24 protein-coding genes and 1 pseudogene are annotated in these 22,080 nt (G+C 62.3%); 17 read left to right on the forward strand and 8 right to left on the reverse strand.

The window, feature by feature from the left end; translation table 11 throughout:
• Positions 1-105 precede the first annotated feature (105 nt).
• From DU478_RS12145 to DU478_RS12165, 5 genes are all read left to right on the forward strand, one after another.
• A complete protein-coding gene (locus DU478_RS12145; RefSeq protein WP_114511238.1) occupies positions 106-891 on the forward strand; it encodes a citryl-CoA lyase in 786 nt (261 codons plus the stop codon).
• Positions 891-2,204 carry a phenylacetate--CoA ligase family protein gene (locus DU478_RS12150; protein ID WP_114511239.1) on the forward strand — a complete coding sequence of 438 codons (1,314 nt, stop codon included), beginning with the start codon at positions 891-893 and terminating at the stop codon, positions 2,202-2,204. Before DU478_RS12145 ends, DU478_RS12150 begins: the two co-directional genes overlap by 1 nt.
• Positions 2,205-2,251: 47 nt before the next feature.
• The gene (locus DU478_RS12155; protein WP_114511240.1) at positions 2,252-3,259 is read left to right on the forward strand and encodes a TRAP transporter substrate-binding protein; all 1,008 of its coding nucleotides are present in this window, start codon (positions 2,252-2,254) and stop codon (positions 3,257-3,259) included.
• 63 nt (positions 3,260-3,322) lie between these two features.
• Positions 3,323-3,790: a TRAP transporter small permease gene (locus DU478_RS12160; RefSeq protein WP_114511241.1), complete on the forward strand. Its 468-nt coding sequence runs from the start codon at positions 3,323-3,325 to the stop codon at positions 3,788-3,790.
• A 4-nt stretch (positions 3,791-3,794) separates the two neighbouring features.
• Positions 3,795-5,096 (forward strand): TRAP transporter large permease, encoded by a 1,302-nt coding sequence (locus DU478_RS12165; protein WP_114511242.1) that lies wholly within the window; start codon positions 3,795-3,797, stop codon positions 5,094-5,096.
• A gap of 6 nt (positions 5,097-5,102) precedes the next feature.
• Here DU478_RS12165 and DU478_RS22895 read toward each other — a convergent pair whose 3' ends face one another.
• Together DU478_RS22895 and DU478_RS12170 are read right to left on the reverse strand one after the other, a co-directional pair.
• Entirely contained in the window at positions 5,103-5,255 is a 153-nt protein-coding gene (locus tag DU478_RS22895) for a hypothetical protein (protein WP_158545773.1), read from the reverse strand.
• Between the two features lie 541 nt (positions 5,256-5,796).
• Entirely contained in the window at positions 5,797-6,495 is a 699-nt protein-coding gene (locus tag DU478_RS12170; protein ID WP_114511243.1) for a winged helix-turn-helix transcriptional regulator, read from the reverse strand.
• 188 nt (positions 6,496-6,683) lie between these two features.
• Between DU478_RS12170 and DU478_RS12175 the strand changes: the two genes are divergently transcribed.
• Genes DU478_RS12175 through DU478_RS12185 form a run of 3 tightly spaced genes read left to right on the forward strand, consistent with a single transcriptional unit; the run spans position 6,684 to position 7,739 of the window.
• Positions 6,684-6,905 carry a tautomerase family protein gene (locus DU478_RS12175; protein ID WP_114511244.1) on the forward strand — a complete coding sequence of 74 codons (222 nt, stop codon included), beginning with the start codon at positions 6,684-6,686 and terminating at the stop codon, positions 6,903-6,905.
• A 21-nt stretch (positions 6,906-6,926) separates the two neighbouring features.
• Positions 6,927-7,328, forward strand: coding sequence for a group I truncated hemoglobin (locus DU478_RS12180; protein WP_114511245.1), 402 nt, complete (start codon positions 6,927-6,929; stop codon positions 7,326-7,328).
• Between the two features lie 45 nt (positions 7,329-7,373).
• Positions 7,374-7,739, forward strand: a complete 366-nt coding sequence (locus DU478_RS12185) for a cupin domain-containing protein (protein WP_114511246.1) — start codon at positions 7,374-7,376, stop codon at positions 7,737-7,739.
• 83 nt (positions 7,740-7,822) lie between these two features.
• On the opposite strand, the gene DU478_RS23325 is transcribed toward DU478_RS12185, so the two are convergent.
• The 3 genes and pseudogenes from DU478_RS23325 to DU478_RS12200 all read right to left on the reverse strand — a co-directional run bounded on the left by DU478_RS23325 (position 7,823) and on the right by DU478_RS12200 (position 9,078).
• Positions 7,823-8,065, reverse strand: coding sequence for a helix-turn-helix domain-containing protein (locus DU478_RS23325; RefSeq protein ID WP_233501215.1), 243 nt, complete (start codon positions 8,063-8,065; stop codon positions 7,823-7,825).
• Complete coding sequence (locus DU478_RS23330; RefSeq protein ID WP_233501216.1) at positions 8,062-8,259, reverse strand: hypothetical protein; 198 nt, start codon at positions 8,257-8,259, stop codon at positions 8,062-8,064. The genes DU478_RS23325 and DU478_RS23330 overlap by 4 nt, the downstream gene beginning before the upstream one ends.
• A 342-nt stretch (positions 8,260-8,601) precedes the next feature.
• Positions 8,602-9,078, reverse strand: a pseudogene (locus DU478_RS12200) (DUF2177 family protein).
• Positions 9,079-9,155: 77 nt separating this feature from the next.
• On the opposite strand from DU478_RS12200, the gene DU478_RS12205 reads away from it, so the two are divergent.
• Both DU478_RS12205 and DU478_RS23705 read left to right on the forward strand, forming a co-directional pair.
• The gene (locus DU478_RS12205; protein WP_114511249.1) at positions 9,156-11,243 is read left to right on the forward strand and encodes a VWD domain-containing protein; all 2,088 of its coding nucleotides are present in this window, start codon (positions 9,156-9,158) and stop codon (positions 11,241-11,243) included.
• A 187-nt stretch (positions 11,244-11,430) separates the two neighbouring features.
• Complete coding sequence (locus DU478_RS23705; RefSeq protein WP_114511250.1) at positions 11,431-11,760, forward strand: transposase; 330 nt, start codon at positions 11,431-11,433, stop codon at positions 11,758-11,760.
• Between the two features lie 194 nt (positions 11,761-11,954).
• On the opposite strand, the gene htpX is transcribed toward DU478_RS23705, so the two are convergent.
• Positions 11,955-12,878 (reverse strand): zinc metalloprotease HtpX, encoded by a 924-nt coding sequence (gene htpX, locus DU478_RS12215; protein WP_114511251.1) that lies wholly within the window; start codon positions 12,876-12,878, stop codon positions 11,955-11,957.
• A gap of 460 nt (positions 12,879-13,338) precedes the next feature.
• Positions 13,339-14,001 (reverse strand): GntR family transcriptional regulator, encoded by a 663-nt coding sequence (locus DU478_RS12220; RefSeq protein WP_233501217.1) that lies wholly within the window; start codon positions 13,999-14,001, stop codon positions 13,339-13,341.
• A gap of 185 nt (positions 14,002-14,186) precedes the next feature.
• Between DU478_RS12220 and dctP the strand changes: the two genes are divergently transcribed.
• The 7 genes from dctP to DU478_RS12250 all read left to right on the forward strand — a co-directional run bounded on the left by dctP (position 14,187) and on the right by DU478_RS12250 (position 21,298).
• Positions 14,187-15,212 carry a TRAP transporter substrate-binding protein DctP gene (gene dctP, locus DU478_RS12225; protein WP_114511252.1) on the forward strand — a complete coding sequence of 342 codons (1,026 nt, stop codon included), beginning with the start codon at positions 14,187-14,189 and terminating at the stop codon, positions 15,210-15,212.
• Positions 15,213-15,289: 77 nt separating this feature from the next.
• Positions 15,290-15,811 (forward strand): TRAP transporter small permease subunit, encoded by a 522-nt coding sequence (locus tag DU478_RS12230; RefSeq protein WP_114511313.1) that lies wholly within the window; start codon positions 15,290-15,292, stop codon positions 15,809-15,811.
• A complete protein-coding gene (locus DU478_RS12235) occupies positions 15,801-17,117 on the forward strand; it encodes a TRAP transporter large permease (protein WP_114511253.1) in 1,317 nt (438 codons plus the stop codon). The genes DU478_RS12230 and DU478_RS12235 overlap by 11 nt, the downstream gene beginning before the upstream one ends.
• 13 nt (positions 17,118-17,130) lie before the next feature.
• A complete protein-coding gene (locus tag DU478_RS23135; protein ID WP_199488335.1) occupies positions 17,131-17,301 on the forward strand; it encodes a hypothetical protein in 171 nt (56 codons plus the stop codon).
• 4 nt (positions 17,302-17,305) lie between these two features.
• Complete coding sequence (gene araD / locus DU478_RS12240; protein WP_114511254.1) at positions 17,306-19,039, forward strand: L-arabinonate dehydratase; 1,734 nt, start codon at positions 17,306-17,308, stop codon at positions 19,037-19,039.
• An 8-nt stretch (positions 19,040-19,047) separates the two neighbouring features.
• Complete coding sequence (locus DU478_RS12245) at positions 19,048-19,773, forward strand: ribonuclease activity regulator RraA (protein ID WP_114511255.1); 726 nt, start codon at positions 19,048-19,050, stop codon at positions 19,771-19,773.
• Between the two features lie 10 nt (positions 19,774-19,783).
• The gene (locus DU478_RS12250; RefSeq protein WP_114511256.1) at positions 19,784-21,298 is read left to right on the forward strand and encodes an aldehyde dehydrogenase (NADP(+)); all 1,515 of its coding nucleotides are present in this window, start codon (positions 19,784-19,786) and stop codon (positions 21,296-21,298) included.
• 104 nt (positions 21,299-21,402) lie between these two features.
• Here the strand turns inward: DU478_RS12250 and DU478_RS12255 are convergent, their stop codons facing one another.
• The gene (locus tag DU478_RS12255) at positions 21,403-21,831 is read right to left on the reverse strand and encodes an XRE family transcriptional regulator (protein WP_114511314.1); all 429 of its coding nucleotides are present in this window, start codon (positions 21,829-21,831) and stop codon (positions 21,403-21,405) included.
• Positions 21,832-22,080: the final 249 nt, after the last annotated feature.

Here is a 22,080-nt window from a genome sequence, read left to right on the forward strand (position 1 = left end):
CACGGCCAAGCCTATCGAATTTCGTTCCGCATTCTAGATCAGGCAACCCCTGTTGACAATGTCAATATTGTCGGACAATCTTGTACTCAACATTGGAGGCGCGCGATGATGATCGGGAAAGGCGGTGATGCAACCACCGCAATCAGTACGGCGGATGCGGATAGCGTCACGGTGCGCGGAAAGGACCTCACCGGCGACTTGATGGGGCGGGTTGGTTTCAGCAGCTACTTCTTCTTGCTGACCACCGGACGCGAGCCGACCGCGGACCAGGAGTATTTCCTGGACCTGCTCTTGGTCGCCATTGCCGAACACGGTCTTGTCCCGACGAACCAGGTGGCCCGCATGACGCTCGCGGCCGACCCGGAGTGCCTTCAGGGCGCGGTCGCCGCCGGCATTCTGGGCTGTGGTTCGGTCATTCTCGGCACCGCAGAAGCCTGCGGTGCGTATCTCTCCGAGGCCCGTGAGGCCGTACGCGGCGCACCAGAGCGGTCCGAAGCTGTCACATCTTTGGTGACGTCGATCCGGGAGTCGGGTCGCAAGATCCCCGGCTTCGGCCACCCGTTGCACAAGCCTCTGGATCCGCGCGCGGAACGAATCTTCGAACTGGCTGACTCCCGCGGTGTGGCGGGACAACATGTTGGGCTGGCCAAGGAAACCCGTAAGGCGGTTCACGAGGTCTGGGGCAAGCCGCTGACGATGAACGTCTCGATGGCCATTGCGGCGGTGCTGCTGGACCTCGATTTTCCGGCCTCGGTCCTCAAGGCCGTGCCGATCCTCGCCCGGACGGCGAGCCTTCTGGCGCATCTGGCCGAAGAAAAGCAGACCCCGATCGGCTTTGTCATGGCGCATCACGCCGAAGAGGCGATCCGCTACAACGGGGAGAGCTCCTGATGCATGATCCGGACGTCGAGGCGCGTCCCTGGGCAGAGCAATCCCAGATTGACGATGCCGCTTACCGCACGCAGGTCGCCTACCTGTTCGAAAACTCGCCTTTCTACCGCAAACACCTTGGCGACGCCGGATTTCACAGCGCGGCGGACGTGGGCGGGTTGAGCGACATCGCGGCATTGCCATTCACGACCAAGGATGACCTGCGTCAATCGCGCACCGAGGATAACGCGATCGGCGGTCATCTTGCCGCGCCACTCGACGACATCCAGCGGATCTATTCGACCAGCGGTACGACCGGCACGCCCAGTTATATCCCGCTGACCAAGCAGGATCTGGCGAATTGGGTCGCGATCTCTTCGATTTCCTACGCGGCCTCCGGTGTCCGTGCCGGGCACAGGCTGGTCTCGACCTACAATGCCGGGCCCTTCGTTGCAGGCGTCACACTGGACGCCTTCGCGGCGCTTGGCCTGTGCCATATCCCGGTCGGAGCGGGTAACACAGAGCGGCTGATGTCAGCGGTTCAACTGCTCAACCCGGATGTGCTGGCCTGCACGCCTTCCTACGCATTGCACCTTGCCGAATGGGCAGACGCGCGGAACGTCGACATACGCAATTCATCCGTCAAACGTATTCTCGTGGCTGGGGAACCCGGGGGCGGAGAGCCTGCATTGCGCGCGCGCATCGAAGACGCCTGGGGTGCCCGCGTCACCGAGGCAATGGGCATCGGGGACATTTCCGTATCGCTCTGGGGCGAATGCGAGCGTCAGTCCGGGATGCACTTCTCGGGCCGCGGATTGGTTCATTTCGAACTGGTCGATCCCGAAACCGGCGCGCCTGTCCCGATCGAGGACGGAGCGACGGGCGAACTGGTCTACACGCATCTCGCGCATCAGTCCGCGCCGGTTCTGAGGTTCCGCAGCCGGGACCACGTGGTGATCCACACAGGCCCCTGCGATTGCGGACGCACCGCGCCGAGGGTGCGTTGCATCGGGCGGACAGACGACATGCTGATCGTGCGCGGCGTCAATGTGTTTCCCACTGCCGTGCGCGAGGTGGTCAATGAATTCGCGCCGGCGGTAAGTGGCGTTATCTCGATCCAGCCGACTTCGGCCGACGTAAAGCAGCAACCGCCGTTGCCGATCAAGGTGGAGCTTGCGGCCGAACAAGAGCCGGACGACGGCCTGGCCGACCGAATTCGCCAGCGCATCCGCGACAAGCTCGTGTTTACAAGTGCCATCGACCTCGTTCCCCACGGCAGCCTGCCGCGGACGGACTACAAGTCCAAACTCGTCGAAAAGACCAAGGGCGGCTGAGGCCCAGAACGGTCCGCCGTCAAAAGACATTCAAGGGAGGAGAAACCATGAAGAAACTGATGAGAACCGCGACGGTACTCGCAGCCAGCCTGACCGGCTTTACTGCCGCGCAGGCTGCGGAATACGAGATGAAAATGTCCTCGATGTTTCCATCGACGCATTTCATCAACACAATGGCCATGGTGCCTTGGGCGGAAGAGATCGAAGAGCGCACAGATGGACGCGTGACCTTCACACTCTTCCCCGCAGGCTCCGCGCTAGGCGATGCCACCAAGCAATTCGACCAGGCGCGCGCCGGTGTGGTCGAGGTCTCTGTCGGCATCCCGGCTATTCCGCGCGGCCGCCACCCCAAATCGGTATTGGTCGAGCTGCCTTTCACCGTGCCCGACTCCACCGTCGGCACGTGCGCCATGATGGCGATGAAGGATGACCTGGCTTCGGATTATCCGGACACGAAGGTGCTTTATCTCACCGTGACCGAGCCGAGCGGTGCGCACACCAAGCAGGAAATCGCCAGCCTCGACGACTTGAAGGGCCTGCGCATTCGCACGCCCACGCCCGCGATCACCGCGATGCTCGAAGAAATCGGCGGAACCCCGGTCGGTATGCCACCCACCGAGATTTACGAAAGCGTCGAGCGTGGCGTCGTCGACGGCAACATCATGCCCTGGGGACCGGTCGGCGCGTTCAAGCTGCACGAAGTGCTGGGCTACCACCTTGATGCGGCAATCAATCCGGTCGCGATGTATATCGTCTTCAATCAGCGCAAGTTCGACGCGCTGCCAGAAGACATCCAACAGGTCATCGATGAGGTCAGTGAAGAGGTCTTCTCGAACTGGGGCCGCTGGTGGCACGAAACGGACCAGGAGGCCATCGCGGCCGCGAGGGAAGCGGGCAACACGATCATCCCGATGTCCGACGCGGATCGCGAAGGCTGGCGCGAAAGGCTGCAGCCGGTGATCGACAACTATCTCGCAAACGACTCCGACATGTCGGAACAAGACGCCAAAGCGACATACGCGGCGATCCGCGACGCTGTTGCTGCTTGCGAATAACGACACTTCGGGCGGCGCGCGCTGCGCCGCCTGTCCCTGAGGCGATCTGACCTGGACGGGTGAATGAAACGCGCAACCTACTACCTTGCCCTGCTGGGTACGATGGCCTTTGTCGTGGCTGTGGGCCTGACGGTTCTGGACATCGTCCTGCGATCGGTCAGCGGTCTGACGGTGCACGGCCTTACCGACATCGTGACACTTTGCACGATGATCGGTGCCATGCTGGCCATCCCTTACGGCTTTGCCGCCCAGGAGCACGTGGCGATCGACGTTTTCACGGCGCGCCTGGGCCATAGCACCCAAGCGATCCTGATGATCTTCGCAGCCTTTCTTGCCTTTTGCTTCCTCGCCGGGGCCGCATGGTTCGGAGCCGAGCAGATGATGCGCGAGTACGGGTACGGCGATCGCAGCCAGTCGATCGGCATCCCGATCATCTTCTACTGGCTGCCGCTGGTTGCGGGACTGGGGCTGTCGGCGCTGGTGAATCTCTGGCTGATCCTGCGGAAGATTCGCAGCCTTTCAAGGACCTGAACTCATGTCACCCCCTCTGACCGGTGTCGTCGGCCTCGCGGCCCTGCTTATCCTGATCGGCCTGCGCGTGCCGGTTGCCATCGCCATGGGTGCCGTCGGGATTGTCGGCGGGGTCTATCTGAACGGCTGGTTCAGTCTTGGCTTCGTTCTGGGCTCGCAACCTTTCGTCACCTCGTCGAGCTATTCGCTGTCCGTGATCCCGCTGTTCGTGATGATGGGCGCATTCGCTTCCCGTGCCGGTCTCTCCGCCAGCCTCTATCAGGCGCTGAACGGTCTCATCGGACACTGGCGCGGCGGGCTGGCATCGGCGACCGTCGGCGCTTGCGCTCTTTTCGGAGCAGTTTGCGGCTCGAGCCTTGCCACGGCAGCAACCATGTCCCGCGTCGCCGTGCCCGAGATGACCTCCATCGGTTACGACCGGCGTCTCACGTCCGGTGCGCTCGCCGCTGGCGGAACGTTGGGTATCCTCATCCCGCCGTCGATCATCATGGTGATATTTGCGCTGCTGACCGAACAATCCATCGGCCGCATGTTTCTGGCCGGGATGGTGCCTGGACTGCTTGCGGCGGTCCTGTATATCGGCACCGTCACGCTGGTTGCCACGCTGCGCCCGGACTGGGCGCCGCGAACGCCGCGTATCACCGGTGCCAATCGACTGGCAGCCTTGGGGCAGATGTCGCCGATCCTCGGCCTCTTCGTGGTGGTCATGGGCGGCATCTACGTCGGCATCTTCTCTCCGACCGAAGCGGCGGCTGTCGGCGCTTTCGGGGCGATCGTCCTTGCCGCGATGCGCCGCACGCTGAACCGCGAAGTGGTTCGAGACGCGCTGATTGAAACCGCCTCGACCACCGGCATGCTTTTCATGATCCTGATCGGGACCTCGGTTCTGCAATTCTTCATCGAGACCTCCACGCTGCCGCGGATAATTGTCGACTGGATCACCACGCTGGGACTGTCGCCGACCGGTGTGGTTGTCCTGATCCTAATTATTTACGTGATCCTGGGGTGCTTTCTCGACAGTCTTTCGATGATGCTGATCACCCTTCCTCTGGTCTACCCGGTGATCCTTGACCTGGGAATTGACCCGATCTGGTTCGGGGTGCTTGTGGTGTCGGTCGTGGAAATCGGCCTGATCACCCCACCCCTCGGCATGAACCTGTATGTGATCGCGAGTTCCGTGGAAGACCTGAAATTCGAAACCGTGGCGGTTGGTGTCGTGCCGTTTCTGCTGGCCGACGTTCTGAGGATCGCGCTGCTCGTCTCGATCCCGGCGCTGTCGCTCGCCTTGCCGGAGCTGATGATGTGATACGTTTCACGACCTGCGCAGCCAGCAGATCCTGATCCTGCTGCTCGAACATCCCGGCTCCTGCTCGGCGTTCTCGGAAAGGCGACCGTAGACGTCCATCGTCATGATGATCGACGCCTGGCCAAGCAGCGTCTGGACCTTGCCGGCACCGTTCGCCAAGACGAGATTCTGTGCTGATGGCCAGCATCATACCGAGAAAGCCCGACGTGGTGCTGCCGACGCAAAAGCATATGACTTGCGGAACATCCGCGCTGATTTGAAGGCGTAGGCAGACCGCGACACCAGCAAGATGATGGCCGATAACCGAACCACCTCTCCGTGGCTGGGCGAACTGAACTTTACCGGCGCATGCCCGTGGTTCGGGTCCTGAGGCCCTCGCTGATTCCAATTTGGGACGCCGAAGAGGAGTCGCTGATCCCTCACGTTTACTTCGAGCTTTCAGGCATCCGGTCAGCGCTGCCGCACAAACTTTCAACCAAACCAAACCGGCGGTGGCTCGCGGTTCGCCGCGGGGTATCTCGTTGCGGACGGAAGTATTGGTCAGCCGTTCGCGGATGCGCTCGCCGCCAGATGCAAGCGGCGTATCAAGGCCGGAGCGACCTGCGGCATCAATCCGTTCGCCACGGCGATGGCGCGGCGTGACTGATCCGCCCCAACCCACCCCTCGATAGAGGAGGTACCGGGAGCTTTCCCGACGCGATCAGCTTGCGAGCTTTTCCTGCTGTGCGAAGGGGCTGAGGCCCAACCAGGTCTGCATCGAACGGATCAGGTCCGAAGATCCGACCAGCAGCAGCGCATCTCGGTCCACGGCATCGGCGACAGACCGCAGGCCCATCCAGATCTCCGTCATCGTCCGCAGATCGACGGTTGCGTAGAGATCCACGTCGAAGCCTGGGTCGATATGGCACAGGTCCACGGTTTCGTCGGGCTCCACGATCAGCCACCATTTGCGTTGCGACCGCGGAAGTTCCGGATAGATGAACTCGATCACCACGCGGCGGTCGGGCACCGGCGTCGTGTCGAGGTTGCGGCGCATGTCCCACATCAGCAGTTCGGGGTCGAGGTTTTCCAGCGACGGCTCGGTCTCGACCCATTTCTGACCCCACATGCCGATAGCCTCGATCACCGGCTGCAGATCCCGCCCGGCCCGGGTCAGCCGGTAGGCATCCACATCCGGCGGGTCGGTCAGCCGTTCGCGCTCGACCACGCCCGCTGACTCCAGTTCGCTCAGGCGCTTGGACAGCAGCGCCGGCGACATGCGCGGGACGCCGCGGCGCAACTCGTTGAAACGGGTCGACCCGGCGACCAGCTCTCGCAACAGGACGACGGTCCAACGGGTGCAGAGCACCTCGGCCGCCATCGCGACGGGGCAGAACTGCTTGTAGCTCGCATTGGTCATGACAAGCCTCCTTTCGCTCTCGGGTCCGGACCATGACAGATTCGCACAGTCTCCGGCCAGTTCAGAACTTGTACCGGCCGCGATTCAGTCCGTGAACTGGCGGGCGCGTCGGTCCGGCTGGCAGTCTGCGCCCATGCCGGTTGGCACCGGTAATGACGTGAACTGACTGACATGAAGGGAGAAAGACTATGCCTCTTGTCGATATCGAACTGATCGAAGGTGTCTTCGACGATGACCAGAAGCAACGCATGATCCGCGACGTGACCGAAGCCATGGTCGGCGTCGAGGGCGAGGCCATGCGCGGTGTCACCTGGGTCCGGGTGCAGGAAATCGCCAGCGGCGAATGGGCCATCGGCGGCAAGCCGATGACGGCAGAGGCCGTCAAGGCGGCGCAATCCGAACCCGCCTGAGAAAATCGGAAAGGAGCAGCCATGACCAGCCAACTCGCCAGAGACTTGCAATCCGTGACGCTATACCAGCGTCTCGGAGGTGCAGCCGGCATCCGCCGGATCGTCGACGGGGCCGTCGCGGCGCACATGGACAACCCGTTGATCGGGCACCGGTTCGCGCCCTACGCGGACCAGCCCGAGCGGGTCGAGGAGATCAAGCGGCACACCTGCGATTTCTTCGCCGCCGGTAGTGGCGGCCCCGACGACTACCGCGGCCGCAGCATGGCCGACGCGCATCGCGGGATGGAAATCGACGCGACCGAGTACGATGCCGCTTGCGACGACATCCTCGGGACGATGAGGGCCCTGCACTATGACGCGCCAACGCGCGGCGAGGTCGGGGAAATCCTCCAGTCCCTGAAACCGGAAATCACGCACGTATGAAGGGTCCGGTCTTGCGGGACCGACTCGCCGAAAGGCAGGAGAGACATGACCAAAGCCATCGAAACCCATCGCTTCGAGCGCCCTGATGACCGCCTTGACATGAAGGAGCGCGGCGGCATCGACATCGTGAAGACAGGACAGGGAACGACCGGCATGCACGCCGTGTTCGAGCCCGGCTGGACCTGGGAGACGGACGAGAAGCCGCTCCTCGGTCATCCCGATACCTGCCCGATGCACCACACCGGCTACTGCATGTCCGGGCGGCTGGTCGTGCGGATGGTCGAGAGCGGAGAGGAGACACCGATCAAGAAAGGCGATTACTTCGAGATCCCGCCGGGTCACGACGCCTATGTCGCGGGCGACGAACGTGTCGAGATGATCCTTTTCGAAGCACCGAGCGCCCAGACGTGATCGCGCCCGCACCTGGCAACGGGCGTTGTCCATGAAGGGCTCCTCCTCTTGTGGAGCCCTTCCCAAACGTCCACGTGCCGGGTCTAACCCCTCATTGGGCGAAAACGATCGCGGTAGGCCGAAGGCGTCACGCCACAATGTCGCTTGAAGATGCGCCGGAAGAAACCAACGTCCTCGTAACCCACGGAAAGCCCGACCTGTTCGATCGACGGCGCGCCGTCCTCGAGCATCTTTCGCGCCGCGGCGACGCGCAGCATCTGCTGGTAGACTCCCGGCATGTGGCCGGTGGCCTCCTTGAACCGACGCAAGAGGTTGCGTCGGCTCATGCTTGCGACGTCGGCGAGTTCCTCGACAGGAACGTCGCGGGCAAAACGTCGCGGGCAAAATGTCCGGAGAGGTGATGCTCGGCATTCCTGACCTTTTCGTCACCGTGCGGCCGCGCCAGCGGCAGGAGGGCATAGCCCGACTGGCTCGGTCGCGGCATGTCGAGGAGCAGCGCCTTCGAGCACTCGATCGCCACGTTCCGACCGCAGAGACGCTCGACGCGGTGCAGGCTCAGGTCACTGGCGGCGTTGACACCGCCACTGCAGTAGAGACCGGCAGGCTATCGCTCATCAGGCTTTTGTCTTGTGCTTGACCAATTGTGATTGAGGATTCTTCAAGACCGACGCGAGAACCATTGAAGGTAACAAAATGCCCAGCCGAATGCAGATTAAGATTCAAATAGATCAATGCAGTGAGTGGTGCCCGGGGGCGGAATCGAACCACCGACGCGAGGATTTTCAATCCGTCCAATTCGTGTGTGATTGCATTTGCCTAGCGGCAACAGAGGCCGATGCACTCCATTGATTTGTGGCGCTTGTTAACCGTCAAAACGCAGCATCCGCATGACACCCGCCCACGCAGAGGAACCGGTCAAAACCACGCCCCATGTCGTATCAGCGGCTACCTTCTGCCGGGGCCAGTCCTTCATAATCGCCATCGAGGTGAATTCTCAGGTGCGATAGGCCTTTGCGCCGACGATCGGCCCGTGTCGTGGGGCGCGCGTGGGGGCTGCATCGCGCAGAGGGGACGCCGAAACCGGAAACATGAGCCCGGCGATATAGGCCTGATAGAACAGACCTACTGGCGCCATCATCGGGCTTTCTTGCATTGCGTCGCCGGGGTGGTGTGTGAAGAGAGGCTTCATCACGAGCGTCTTTATAACCACCTCGAGGGCAAGGAAAATCAGAACGGTGGCGGCGTAGTGGCACATAGCGCACTCCCGTTCGATGCGCTTGAGGGTATTCGCCCAATTACCAAAGCTGCATTGACACGCCCAAGGTAAAGCAACCACCATGCAGGCGTTGCCGGGCTGCAGTACGTGCGACCGGTTCAGCAAGTCGAACCAAATTTTTTTACAAAGAGAAGGTTAGTATGCTTCCCGACCTTAACAACCTTGAAAATTTCACAACCTGGACGACCCTTCTAGGCTCTACCGCCGGCTTTATTGGCGTGCCTGAAGTCACCGCCGTCTTCGCCGCAGATCCGAACGAAGTGACCGTCGGTGAATTTCTTACCCTTCTCGATGCGGCGGATCAGGCGCTGCTTGAGACCGACTTCAGCTTCTTCCAGGTGCTGTTGGCCGATTTGCCGGCGACGATCGAGGACACAATCCCACCTGAGTCCCTGCCGGAAGGTTTCGATCTTCAGGAGCTGATAGACGAGACCGTCGGCCTTCTGGAGGATTTGATTGCGGAGCAGGACAGCGTGCTCTCAACGGGCTTTGCCGACTTGCAAGACTTTCTTGCGGAATTCGATCCGACGATCCTTTTGGCGGATGCGCTGTCGTCGGGATTTGGCTCAGGTGTTCCGATCGACTTTCCGTCTTTCGACGAAATTCTGCCCGAAGGCTGGGCTTCAGGCGACCCGCATCTGTCGACGCTGGACGGGGTGTCCTATGATTTCCAGGCGGCTGGCGAATACGTTCTGCTTCAATCGACCGACGATCAAGGATTTGTCGTTCAGGCCCGCATGATCCCGGTCAACGACAATCTCAGCGTGATCAGCGCGGTCGCCACCGAGATTGACGGCGCGGCCGTGATGATCGACGCAACGGATGCCCAACCGTTGTCGGTTGGGGGGGCAGCCACGGCCCTCTCTGATGGCGGGTCCGTTGTCGTCGGCAATGGCATCGTCGAGCGCGAAGGCGACACATATACGGTGACTCATCCCGGTTCGGACGGCGTGGTGAACGAGGGCGACACGCAGATCATCGTGCAAGTTCGCGATGATCGTGTCGACCTGCTGCTGCGGCCCGGCCAGGAGTTGCTGGGCAATCTCGAAGGTCTGCTGGGGGACGGTGACGGCAATCCCGATAACGACGTGGCCCTGGCCGATGGCACAGTGCTCGCCCGTCCGTTGGCTTTCGGTGATATCTACGGCCAGTTCCGGCAGGATTGGCGCGTCACCACTGAGACGCAGAGCCTATTCAGCTACGATGCGGGCGAAAGCCTTGATGGCTTCTACATCCCGGATCAACCGTCCGAGGAAGTGACTTTGGACACCCTGGATCCGGCCGCGCGCGCCGATGCCGAGGTAGCTGCGGAGGCGGCAGGTCTTGTCCCAGGCACTGAAGCCTACGAAAATGCCGTGATCGATTTTGCCCAGACCGGGGATATGAGTTTCATCGACTCGGCACTCAATCTTCCGGTCACCGAAGAGGGCACGGCCGCAGATGACATCATGTTCGGCGGTCTGGGCGACGATTACCTGTCCGGGCTCGGTGGCAACGACAGGCTTGAAGGGCGCGATGGGGATGACAGCCTTGTCGGTGGCGAGGGCGACGACGGCCTTCTCGGCAAGGACGGCAACGACATCCTGATCGGCGGTCCCGGCAATGACCGTCTTCCGGCCGGCGCTGGCAATGACACCTCTTACGGCGGCGAAGGCAATGATCGCCTTGGCGGCGGTGATGGCGACGACTATATGGACGGCGGCAACGGCCACGATGGTGGCGGTGCCGGACCCGGGAACGATACCGTGATGGGCGGTGCGGGCAATGACACATTCAATGGTGGCTATGGACGAGATCTGATCGATCTGGGCGACGGCGACGACCGGTCCGGTGCCAGCTTTGCCAATGACACGATGTTCGGCGGTGACGGCAACGATTTGCTGACCGGCGGGCATGGCAATGATGAAATCCATGGCGAGGCGGGCGACGACACGATCAATTCCGGCCTGGGCGAAGACACGGTCAGCGGCGGTGAGGGGGCCGATACCTTCATCTTCAACGCCCTGTTCGGTGGCGGTACGACGGTGATCGAGGATTTCGAGGATGATGTCGATGTCATGCGTGTCACCGGTCTGCGCAACCCCCCTGATCCGTTGGGACGACTCGACATCACGGACACGACTTATGATGGACAAGAGGCAGCGACGTTCTCCTACGGCGATCATACAGTGATTGTAGTCGGTGTCAGCGCGTCGGGTCTGACCGAAGCGGACTTCCTGTTCTCGTAGTCCATCAGCAGAGACCAGACGGCGATCAAGTGAGCCGCTGAGGCTCGTTGCCGTCTGGTCATCGGCCTTCCGGTCATCTCGGATTCATCGTGGAAGAACTGAAATAGCCGCTTCCGGGCCAAGTGCTGTGAGGTGACCCTGGATTTGTGGACGCTCTGCCCCCTAACGTTGAGGCGAAGAGGCCGAGATGGGGACACGCAATTACAGCGACGAGTTCAAGAGCGATCCGGTGCATCAGATAGAGGTGCGGGGGCATCCGGTTCGGAAGGTCTCCCGGTGTTTAGCCGTGGGCACCTATTCCCTCTACAAGTGGCCGAAGCAGTTCGGGGAACCGGTGACGAAGCTCGGCGTGCATCAGACCCGGATCTACACCTGGGAGCGGCAGGCGCCCGCCGGCATGTCCGGAGTTTTCTCCGGCAAGGCGACCGAGAAGGAAGGCGAGATCGAGAAACTGCACGCCAGGATCGGCCAGTTCGTGATGGAACGCGATTTTTTGGCCAAAGCCTCCGGACGATAGGTCTGGCCCCGAGGCGAGAGATGATCGAACCAGGCCAGCCTGCTCTGCCGTTTGTCGAGCCACGGCTGAACATACCCGAGGGCCGCTCGCGACTCCGGATGGGTATTCGCAGTACCGCGCGCGACGATTGCAATCCAACGGTAGAAAGCGTGGCTAACGGGACAGGTGGTCCCGCCGTGTAAAACCGGACGAGGTCAGGCCCAAGGTCCAGAACGTTTGGGCGTCCTGGTGCTAGGAATACGGCTGGCGGACAGCGACGGCCCAGAAGCCTTCGAGCCGTGCCCGCCCTGCGATGCCATCTCTCGAAGCGCCGCCACCCGGTTCTCGGTCGCTGGGTGCGTCGCGAAGAGGCTGTCGTGCTTGTGCGCGTGGAGCGGGTTGATGATGAACATATGTGCTGTCGCTGGATTGCGCTCGGCCGCGTGGTTGTCGATTCGGGCCGCACCGGCTGCTATCTTCTCCAGCGCTGACGCCAGCCAGAGCGGCTGCCCACAGATCTCGGCCCCCGCTTTGTCGGCGGCGTACTCCCGGGTCCGGCTTATCGCCATCTGAACCAGGGCCGCCGCCATTGGGGCGAGGAACATCATTGCCAATGTCCCGATCAGCCCCATCCGCTCTCTCGCGCCGCCGAAGAAAAGCGCGAAGTTGGCCAGCATCGAGATGGCACCGGCGAAGGTTGCGGTAACGGTCATGATCGCCGTGTCGTGGTTGCGGATATGTGCCAGCTCGTGGGCAATAACACCGGCCAGTTCCTCCCGCGTGAGGCTTTGCATCAGACCCGAGGTCACCGCGACGGCGGCGTTCGCGGGATTGCGCCCGGTGGCAAAGGCATTGGGCTGCGGCGTATCGATCAGATAGACTTGGGGCTCGGGCAACCCGGCGTTGCGCGCGAGCTCTGTGGTCAGAGCGTGCAGACCCAGGCGATCACCGTGGGTTACCGGTTGGGCGTTGTGCATCCGCAGGACCATTCGGTCCGAGTTCCACCAGGTAAATGTGTTCATCACCGCCGCGACGGCAAGCGCGATGACGGCGCCACCGTATCCGCCGATCAGGTATCCCACGCCCATGAACAGCGCCGTCATCGCTGCCATCAGCACCGCTGTCTTCACGTAGCCCATCTTCGTCTCCTTGCCTCTGCACGTCCGCGGTCGTGGAGATATGGGGCTTTTCCCAACATACACAAGCAAACTGTGCCGAGCACACGCGCGGACCGGACTTTGGGAATGTGCTCCGATAGCTGCTTTGGGAAGGTCGCACCCATCGGCTATCTAAGCCCTACCGCCTTCGCGGAGAGAACTATGAAAGCTTAAACTACCCTCCACGAAACCGGCAGCAGGCCATCATGTTGCTTGTGCAGTGATGATGGAAGGAAGACGGGGGTCCTCGATCGGAACTGCGGATGTGGACGACAAGTCCTAGGAAAGGTGGGCTTTGCCTATTGGGGCATATTGGGTGCGGGCGCCAGGGTCAGTGTCGATCCTTGGAGTTTGGCTGGACATTTTATCGCGCCGAAAAGGCGGCTTGGATGCTGATTTTGGGACCAGCCCGTGAACTCTTGCGCGGCACATGGTCTTGTACTCAAAAATAGTCTGGATACTTCTCGATGATCTGGTCGAGCTGGGACAGCGTTCCCGACAGATGTTCGCGCACGACGGCTTCGGCGCCGCGATGGTCGTGGGCATCGATCGCGTCAAGGATGCGTCCGTGGCACGAAATGATCGACCCTGATTTTCCCGGATCCGGCAGGTTCAACTTCCGAAGACGATCGATATGTCCGGACCGAGCAGTCACGATGCTCCACAATGTACCAACACCGGCGGCGTCGCACAGGGCGGCGTGAAATTCTTGATCCAAGCGCGAGAACTCCACGAGGTCGTCCGATTCAAGTACGGCGCGCTGAAGGGTAAGGCACGTCCTCGCCTTGGCGATCTTTGCATCCGCACCTTGCCGGATCAGAGCGCGCACAACCTCGAGTTCGATCGACAAGCGGAGAAACTGCGTTTCTTGGGCATGCGCCACGTCGATCTTCGACACCACCGTTTTGGACTGTGGATAGATGACCAGCAGTCCTTCTTCCTCAAGCCGCATCATGGCGTCGCGTACGGGGGTCTGGCTCACGCCATACTGAGCGGCGATCTCGGAGCGCGAGAGGTACGCGCCAGGAGCCAGCTCGAGACTGACGATTCGTTCGCGCAAGGCATCGTGAAGCACGGCGCTGGCAGAGCCACGCTTGATCGTCATGTGTGCAGCAGGGCGCCTGGCCTGCATTTGCCTCTTTATGTCAGTGCTTTCGGCCATTTCCACGCGTCAATTTCGAAGTTTCCTGTTCCAGACAATAAAGCGTCCTTGCCAGATTTACACTAATATATTAGTACATCAATAAGCCGAGGGGGGAGGCCCCCGGTGTCGTTTAAGGGAGGACCTTCATGACCGTTTCCAGAACAGCCGCACTTACCATGTCCGTTTCGATGCTTGCCGGACTTGCCCATGCCGATACGCTGAACATTCAGACGTCGTTCAACGCCGGCGATTTCTCGACCAAGTACATCACCGAGGAATGGCTGCCCAAGATCGAAGAGACGACCGAGGGACGCATTTCGATCGTTCTCACGCCGAATGGCTCCGTGGTTCCGGCACGCGATACGCCCGAGGCCGTCGCGGCGGGCGCGCTCGACGGTGACTTTACATCGGTCAACTACTTCTCCGGCCAAGAGCCCGCCTTTGCCCTGCTGGGCGACCTGATCTCGGGCTACGACACACCCGAGCAGATGATCGGCTTCTGCCAGGATGGCCCCGGCGAGGAAATGATGCAGAAAGCGTCCGACGCGATCACGGGTGGCGAGGTCAAGGTCGTCGCCTGCGGCCCGTACTCTCGCGAAGCTCTGGTCGCCCGCGAGCCGATCCGGACCTTCGAGGACCTGGAAGGCAAGAAGATCCGTTCGCCCGAGGGGCTCGCCGCCGCCGTGTTCCAGGCCGCTGGCGCGTCTCCGGTCGCGATCCCGTTTTCGGAGGTCTTCGGCGCGCTGGAGAAGGGCATCGTCGATGCTGCCGACGCGTCGGCTTACGTGAACAACGACGCGACCGGCCTGCACGACGTTGCACCCTATCCGCTTTATCCAGGCATCCACTCGATGCCTGCAATGCAGTTCACCGTGAACCGCGAGGTCTGGGAAGGTCTCGAGCCGCAGGATCAGGAGGCGCTGCGCACCTGGTGGTATGACGCGATGCGCGCGATGGCCGCCGAAGTCACCAAGCTCGACCGCGAACTGGCCGAGCGCGACGACCAGAAGGACGACATCGAGGTCATCGACTGGGCGCAGGAAGACCGTGACCAGCTGCGCGAAGTTGCCCGCAAGGAGTGGGAGAGCTACGCCCAGAAATCCGAGCTGGCTCAGGAAGCTCTCGAAGCGCACATCGGTTACATGACCGAAATCGGCCTCTTCAAGGAGTAACCGTCTCTCCCGCCGCCGGGGGCGGCGCGATGTGTGCGCCGCCCTCGGGGCTTCTTTCGAACCAATGGGAGGGACCCATGAAACGCCTGCTTGCGGGCTATGCCGAGGTGATGGACCGGTTCAGCGTCTTCATCGGGCATGCCTGCTCCACCCTCTTTTTCACGTGCATCGCGGTCTCGGCGCTCGAGGTCGTGCTGCGCTACGGCTTCGACAGCCCGACCGTCTGGTCGACCGAGCTGGCCATGACGCTGTGCGCGACCGTCTGGGTCCTTTCGGTCGGATACGTGACCCAGCGCAACCGGCACATTTCCATCACCATGCTCGAGTTGCTCGTGAGCCCGCGGGTCTGGCGCTATTTCCGGCTGTTGCAGCTGGCGATCGCCTTCGGCGCCATTCTGGTGCTGGCCATGGCGCTCTGGGGACCAGCCGAAAAGGTCATGGGCCGCATCGAGCATTCCGGCACGGCGTTCAATTCGCCCCAGCCCACGTATCTCAAGGTTCTGATCGTCGTCGGATGCGGTCTCTACCTGGCGCAACTGCTGGCCAACATCATCCGCTGGTTCCAGAAAACCGAGGGAGACCTGTCCGGTGGGCATTGAACTGATCACTCTCTTGATCGTCGTGGCCCTGTTGGGGCTCATGGCGATCGGCGTGCCATTGGGCATTACCACGCTCTCGGTCTCGCTCGTCACCGCGATCCTGTATTTCGGCGAGCGCGCAGGATTTTTCATCGTCGCCGCGAACGTCAGCGAAGTGCTGCACAAATACGAACTGATCGCGGTGCCCTTCTTCGTCTTCATGGCCAACGTTCTCGAACGATCGGGGATCGCGAAGTCGCTCTTCGACTCGATGGCGATCGCCGGTGGCCGGTTCCGCGGATCGGTCGGCGTGCAGACCTGCATCGTGGCGGTGCTGCTGGCGGCGATGTCGGGCATCATGGGCGGCGAGATCGTCATGCTGGGGCTGATCGCTTTGCCGCAGATGCTGCGCCTGGGCTACGACAAGAAACTGTCGATCGGGATCATCTGCGCTGCCGGCGCCCTGGCGACGCTCATTCCGCCATCGGTCGTGCTCATCGTCTACGGGCTGGCCGCGCAGGTCTCGATCACCAAGCTCTTCGCGGCGTCTGCGGTGCCGGGCATGCTTCTCGCCTCGCTCTACATCACCTACATCCTGGTGCGTGTGCGGCTGAACCCGGCGATGGCGCCGATCTACGATATTCCCGAGACCGGCCTGCCATTCCTCCAGCGTCTGAAATACCTCAAGGGTGTCGTCCTGCCGGGTGCGCTGATCTTCACCGTTCTCGGTGTGATCTATTCCGGCATCGCCACCGTGACAGAGGCCGCCGCCATCGGCGCGGTCGGCGCCCTGGTCGTGGCCGGCGTTCGCAACGAACTCAACTGGACGATGGCGCGCGACGCAATGCGCCAGACCGTGCTCACGGTTGGGTCGATCATCTGGCTGGTGCTCGGTGCCGTGTCGCTGATCGGGATCTACAACCGGATCGGCGGAGGCGACTTCCTGCGCGGAATTCTGTCCGGACTCGACATGCCGCCTCTGATGATCGTGCTTGTGATGATGCTGATCGTGATGCTGCTTGGCACGTTCCTGGAATGGATCGCGATTATCTTCATCACCGTGCCGATCTTCGCGCCGGTGGTGATCGAACTTGGCTTCGACCCGATCTGGTTCGGCGTTCTCTTTGCCATGAACATCCAGATCTACTACCTGTCGCCACCCTTCGGTCCGGCCTGTTTCTTCTTGAAATCAGTGGCGCCGAAAGGGGTCGAGCTTCAGGACATCTTCGTTGCCGTGCTGCCGTTCATCGGCCTGCAGATCATCGGCCTCGCCCTCGTGCTGTTCTTCCCGGACATCGCGCTGTGGCTGCCCAACCTGCTCGACTAAGGAGACACCTTTCATGTCCCAAGACGACGACAAGGACCTGACCCGTCAGGATGAAGAGATCGACGCGGCCCATTTCGCGGCTGAAGAGATCAAGGACAAGCATGATTTCGGCAACTGGCCCGACGTGGTCGGGCTGGCCTTCGCGGCCGCCGTGATCTGGTACAGCTTCAGCTTCACGGGGTGATCCTATGACGAAGAAAACGCCAAGCGACCTGCGCTCGGCGCGGTGGTTCGCGCCCGACGATCTGCGCAGCTTCGGCCACCGGTCGCGCATGATGCAGCTCGGCTACGACGAAGAGGACTTTCGCGACAAGCCGGTGATCGGGGTGCTCAACACCTGGTCTGAGCTCAACACCTGCCATTCGCATTTTCGCGAGAGGGTGAAGGACGTGAAACGCGGCATCGCCCAGGCCGGCGGTTTCGGAGTCGAGATGCCGTCCCTTTCGGTCGATGAAAGCTTCACCAAGCCCAGCTCGATGCTCTACCGCAACCTGCTGGCGATGGAGACCGAGGAGATGATCCGCTCGCATCCGCTCGACGGGGTCGTGCTGATGGGCGGCTGCGACAAGACCACGCCGGGCCTGGTGATGGGCGCGATCAGCGCAGGCGTACCGATGATCTACCTGCCCGCCGGGCCGATGCTGCGCGGCAATTACGCCGGCAAGATTCTCGGCTCCGGCTCGGATGCCTGGAAATACTGGGACGAACGCCGCGCAGGAAACATTTCGGACGAGGAATGGCTGGGCGTTCAGGGCGGAATCGCCCGTTCGGCCGGGACCTGCATGACGATGGGCACCGCCTCGACCATGACGGCCATTGCCGATGCGATGGGGCTGACGCTGCCGGGCGCTTCGTCCATCCCCGCGGTGGACAGCGGCCACCAGCGCATGTCGGCCGCTTGCGGGCGCCGCATCGTCGAGATGGTGTGGGAAGACCTGACCCCGGACCGCATCGTGACACCTGCGTCCTGCCGAAATGCTGCCGTCGTTGCGATGGCGACGGGCTGCTCGACCAACGCCGTGGTCCATCTTATCGCCATGGCGCGGCGCGCGGGTGTGCCGCTTGCGCTGGACGATCTGGATACCTTGGGGCGGATCACTCCGCTGATCGCCAACGTCCGGCCGGCGGGCAAGGATTACCTGATGGAGGATTTCTACTACGCCGGCGGTCTTCGCGCCTTGATGAAGCAGATAGAGTCGATGCTCGAGACGTCCGCGCTGACGGTCACCGGCAAGTCGATGGCCGAAAATCTTCAAGGTGCAGAGGTTTACAACGACGACGTGATCCGGCCCTTGTCGAACCCCGTCTATCACGAAGGCTCGCTCGCGGTGCTCAAGGGCAACCTGTGTCCCTCTGGCGCGGTGATAAAGCCCGCTGCCTGCGATCCGCGGTTTTACCAGCACGAAGGACCCGCGATCGTCTTCGACAGCTACCCCGAAATGAAGAAGGCCGTCGATGACGAGACTCTCGACATCACGCCCGATCATGTAATGGTGCTACGCAACGCCGGACCGCAGGGCGGACCGGGCTTCCCCGAATGGGGCATGCTGCCGATCCCGAAGGCGCTGATCAAGCAGGGGCATCGCGACATGCTGCGGATCTCCGACGCGCGAATGTCGGGCACATCCTACGGGGCCTGCGTCCTGCATGTGACGCCGGAAAGCCACGTGGGCGGACCGCTCGCGCTTTTGAAAACCGGCGACACCGTGCGGCTCGATCTCGCGGACCGGCGGCTCGACATGCTCGTGGACGAGTCCGAACTCGAGGCACGCCGGGCGGCCCTGGCACCGCCGCCGCCGCGGTACGAACGCGGCTACGGCTACATGTTTCTCAAACACGTCACCCAGGCGGATGAAGGTTGCGACTTCGACTTCCTGCAATCCGATTTCGGCCGCGCGGCGGGCGAACCCGACATTTTCTGAGGCACACAATGACCGACTACATACTCTCCGAAGTGACGCTCGCGCGGTACAAACGCATCTCGACCGCTTCGATCGCCACGCAGCTCTACAAAAGAGGGCTTCGCAACCAGTTCATTCAAGGCGTTCGACCGGTGTCGAAGAAGGCCGAGAACATGGTCGGCCAGGCCTTCACCCTGCGCTACCTGCCGGCGCGCGAGGATCGCAACACGCTCGACGTGTTCCGCAACCCGGAGCACCCGCAGCGCGTCGCTGTGGAAACCTGCCCGCCGGGCCAGATCCTCGTGATGGATGCGCGCGGCGATGCCTCCGCCGCGACAGCGGGGTCGATCCTGATCACGCGTCTGCAGGTGCGAGGATGCGCCGGCGTGGTCTCTGACGGCGGGTTCCGCGATTTCGAAGGCATCGGAGAACTCGACATGCCCGCCTATTGCGCGGGGCCGTCGGCGCCGACGAACCTGACGAAACACGAGGCCATGGAACGCAACATTCCCGTCGCCTGCGGGGGAGTCGCCGTGTTTCCGGGCGACGTGCTGGTGGGCGACGGCGACGGCGTCATGGTCATCCCCGCGCATCTTGCCGACGAGATCGCCGAGGTCTGTTCGGGCATGGAGAGCTTCGAGGCTTTCGTGCTCGAGGAGGTGCTCGCCGGCACTCCGATCATCGGTCTCTATCCCTGCACAAAGGAAGAGAACCAGAAGAAATTCGAAAACTGGCAGCGCGAACGCGGCCAGTGAGGAGAACGACATGACTTACCTCCCGCATGGAAAACATTTGATCGCCGGGGCATGGACGGGTTCGGACGATACCTTCGCCTCTCAGCCCGTCACGGGCGATCGGCTGACCGTGTCATCGGGTGGCGCGACCGAAGTCGACCGGGCCTGCCAGGCGGCCGAAGACGCGTTTCTCACCTACGGGTGGACCACGCGCGAGGCGCGGGCCGTCTTTCTTGAAACGATCGCCGAAGAGATCGACGCACGCGGCGACGACATCACGCGGCTTGGCAGCGCCGAGACCGGATTGCCCGAGGCGCGCCTGCAAGGCGAACGCGGTCGCACCACCGGTCAGCTGCGCATGTTCGCGGATCACATCCGGAAAGGCGATTACCTCGATCGCCGCCACGATGAAGCGCTGCCCGACCGCCAGCCGTTGCCGCGCCCCGACCTCAAGATGGTGCAGCGGCCCATCGGGCCGGTCGCCGTCTTCGGCGCATCGAACTTCCCTCTGGCCTTTTCGACCGCCGGAGGTGACACGGCCGCGGCGCTCGCCGCGGGCTGCCCGGTCGTGGTCAAGGGCCATCCGGCGCATCCCGCCACGGGCGAGATCGTCGCTGACGCCATCGCGGCCGCAATTGCGCGCACCGGCATGCCGTCGGGCACCTTCTCTCTGATCCAGGGGACGTCACACGAACTCGGCGGCGCGCTTGTGCGGCACCCGCTAATCCGGGCCGTGGGCTTTACCGGATCGCTTGGCGCGGGACGCGCGCTGTTCGACCTTTGCGCGGCGCGGCCCGAACCGATCCCGTTCTTCGGAGAGCTCGGCTCGATCAACCCTGTCTTTGTCATGCCCGAGGCGCTGGCCCAACGTGGCGCCGAGCTGGGGACTGCCTGGGCGGGTTCGCTGACAATGGGCGTGGGGCAGTTCTGCACCAATCCCGGCGTCGTGGTCATTCCGGAAGGTGAGGCCGTCACGACATTTACCGAGGCCGCGGCCAAAGCCCTCGCAGACGTCGGAGAGAGCGTGATGCTGACAGAGGGCATCGCGGAAGCTTATCGCCGCGGCGTGGCCGAGGTGGCTGGCAAAGATGGCGTTCAGGAACTGCTGCGCGGCACGTGCGACCGCCGCAAAGCCGCGCCCGCAATCTACAAGGTCAGCGCCGAGGACTGGTTGGCGAACGAGGCGCTTTCCGAAGAGGTGTTCGGACCGTTCGGCATCGTCGTCACGACCTCGGGACCCGAGCAGATGCTCGAGGTCGCGCGAAACCTCAAGGGTCAGTTGACCGTGACGCTGCAGATGGACGATGCCGATATGGAGGTCGCGAAGCCTTTCGTCCCCGTTTTGGAACGCAAAGCGGGCCGCGTGCTGGTCAACGGATTTCCGACCGGGGTCGAGGTCGCCGATGCCATGGTGCATGGCGGACCATACCCGGCCTCCACGAACTTCGGCGCGACCTCCGTCGGCACTATGGCAATCCGCCGCTTTCTGCGTCCCGTGTGTTACCAGAATATGCCGAACCAGCTGTTGTTGAAGGACCTTGTCTAAACGCCATGGTGTTCGGCAGGGCGGTTGTGATGTGAAACGCGGGAGCTTCCCGGGCAAGCATACTCGAAGGTCTTGCTGCCCGGAGCGCGTCGTCTCCGATTACGTCACCCCCCGAACGCCTCCCTAAACATGGCCTCCAGCGCAGCATCCCGGATGTCCATCAACTGTTCCAGCATCTCCAGATAGGCGCGGCGCTCGGATCGACACAGGCGCTTGAAGCGTTCAACCACGGGCTGCAGTCCCTTCATGTAGATCTGCGCTCGGGAAAGGCTTGGGTCGTGCCTGACATCCCAGAGAGCTCCAAGTCTCCGGCAAAACTCCATCATCGCGGCGCGCGTCAGCAGGTGTGGGTCGATCCCGGTGGCCCTGGAAAAGGCAGGGATCCGCTCTACCGGCATGCGCATTTCGCCGGACTTGAGCATGGAGACCACGTTCGGGCGCTCGAAGCCGATCTCGTTGGCGATCTCGCGCTGGGTCTTGCCGCTGGTATCGATGGCTTCTGCGATCAGGCGGGCGGTGGGGCCGTCGGTCATGTCGTACCTCTTCATCTTGTTGCTTGTGCAGTGATGATAGAAGGAGGGCAGGGGTCCTTGATCGGACCTGGGGCTGCGGACGACAAGTCCTAGCGAGGACGGACGTTGCTTCCGGGGGCATGTAGGGTGCGGGCCGTAGGGTCAGCGTCGATCCTTGGAGCCCGCGTTTGTGGGCACCTTCTGCCTTCGTCTGCCTCGGCCCGTTATCTATGCCGGCATCTTCAGAGACGTGCCGGGAAAGCTGTAGGT

It is taken from the genome of Thalassococcus profundi, assembly GCF_003344785.1.
Classification (GTDB): Bacteria; Pseudomonadota; Alphaproteobacteria; order Rhodobacterales; family Rhodobacteraceae; genus Puniceibacterium; species Puniceibacterium profundi.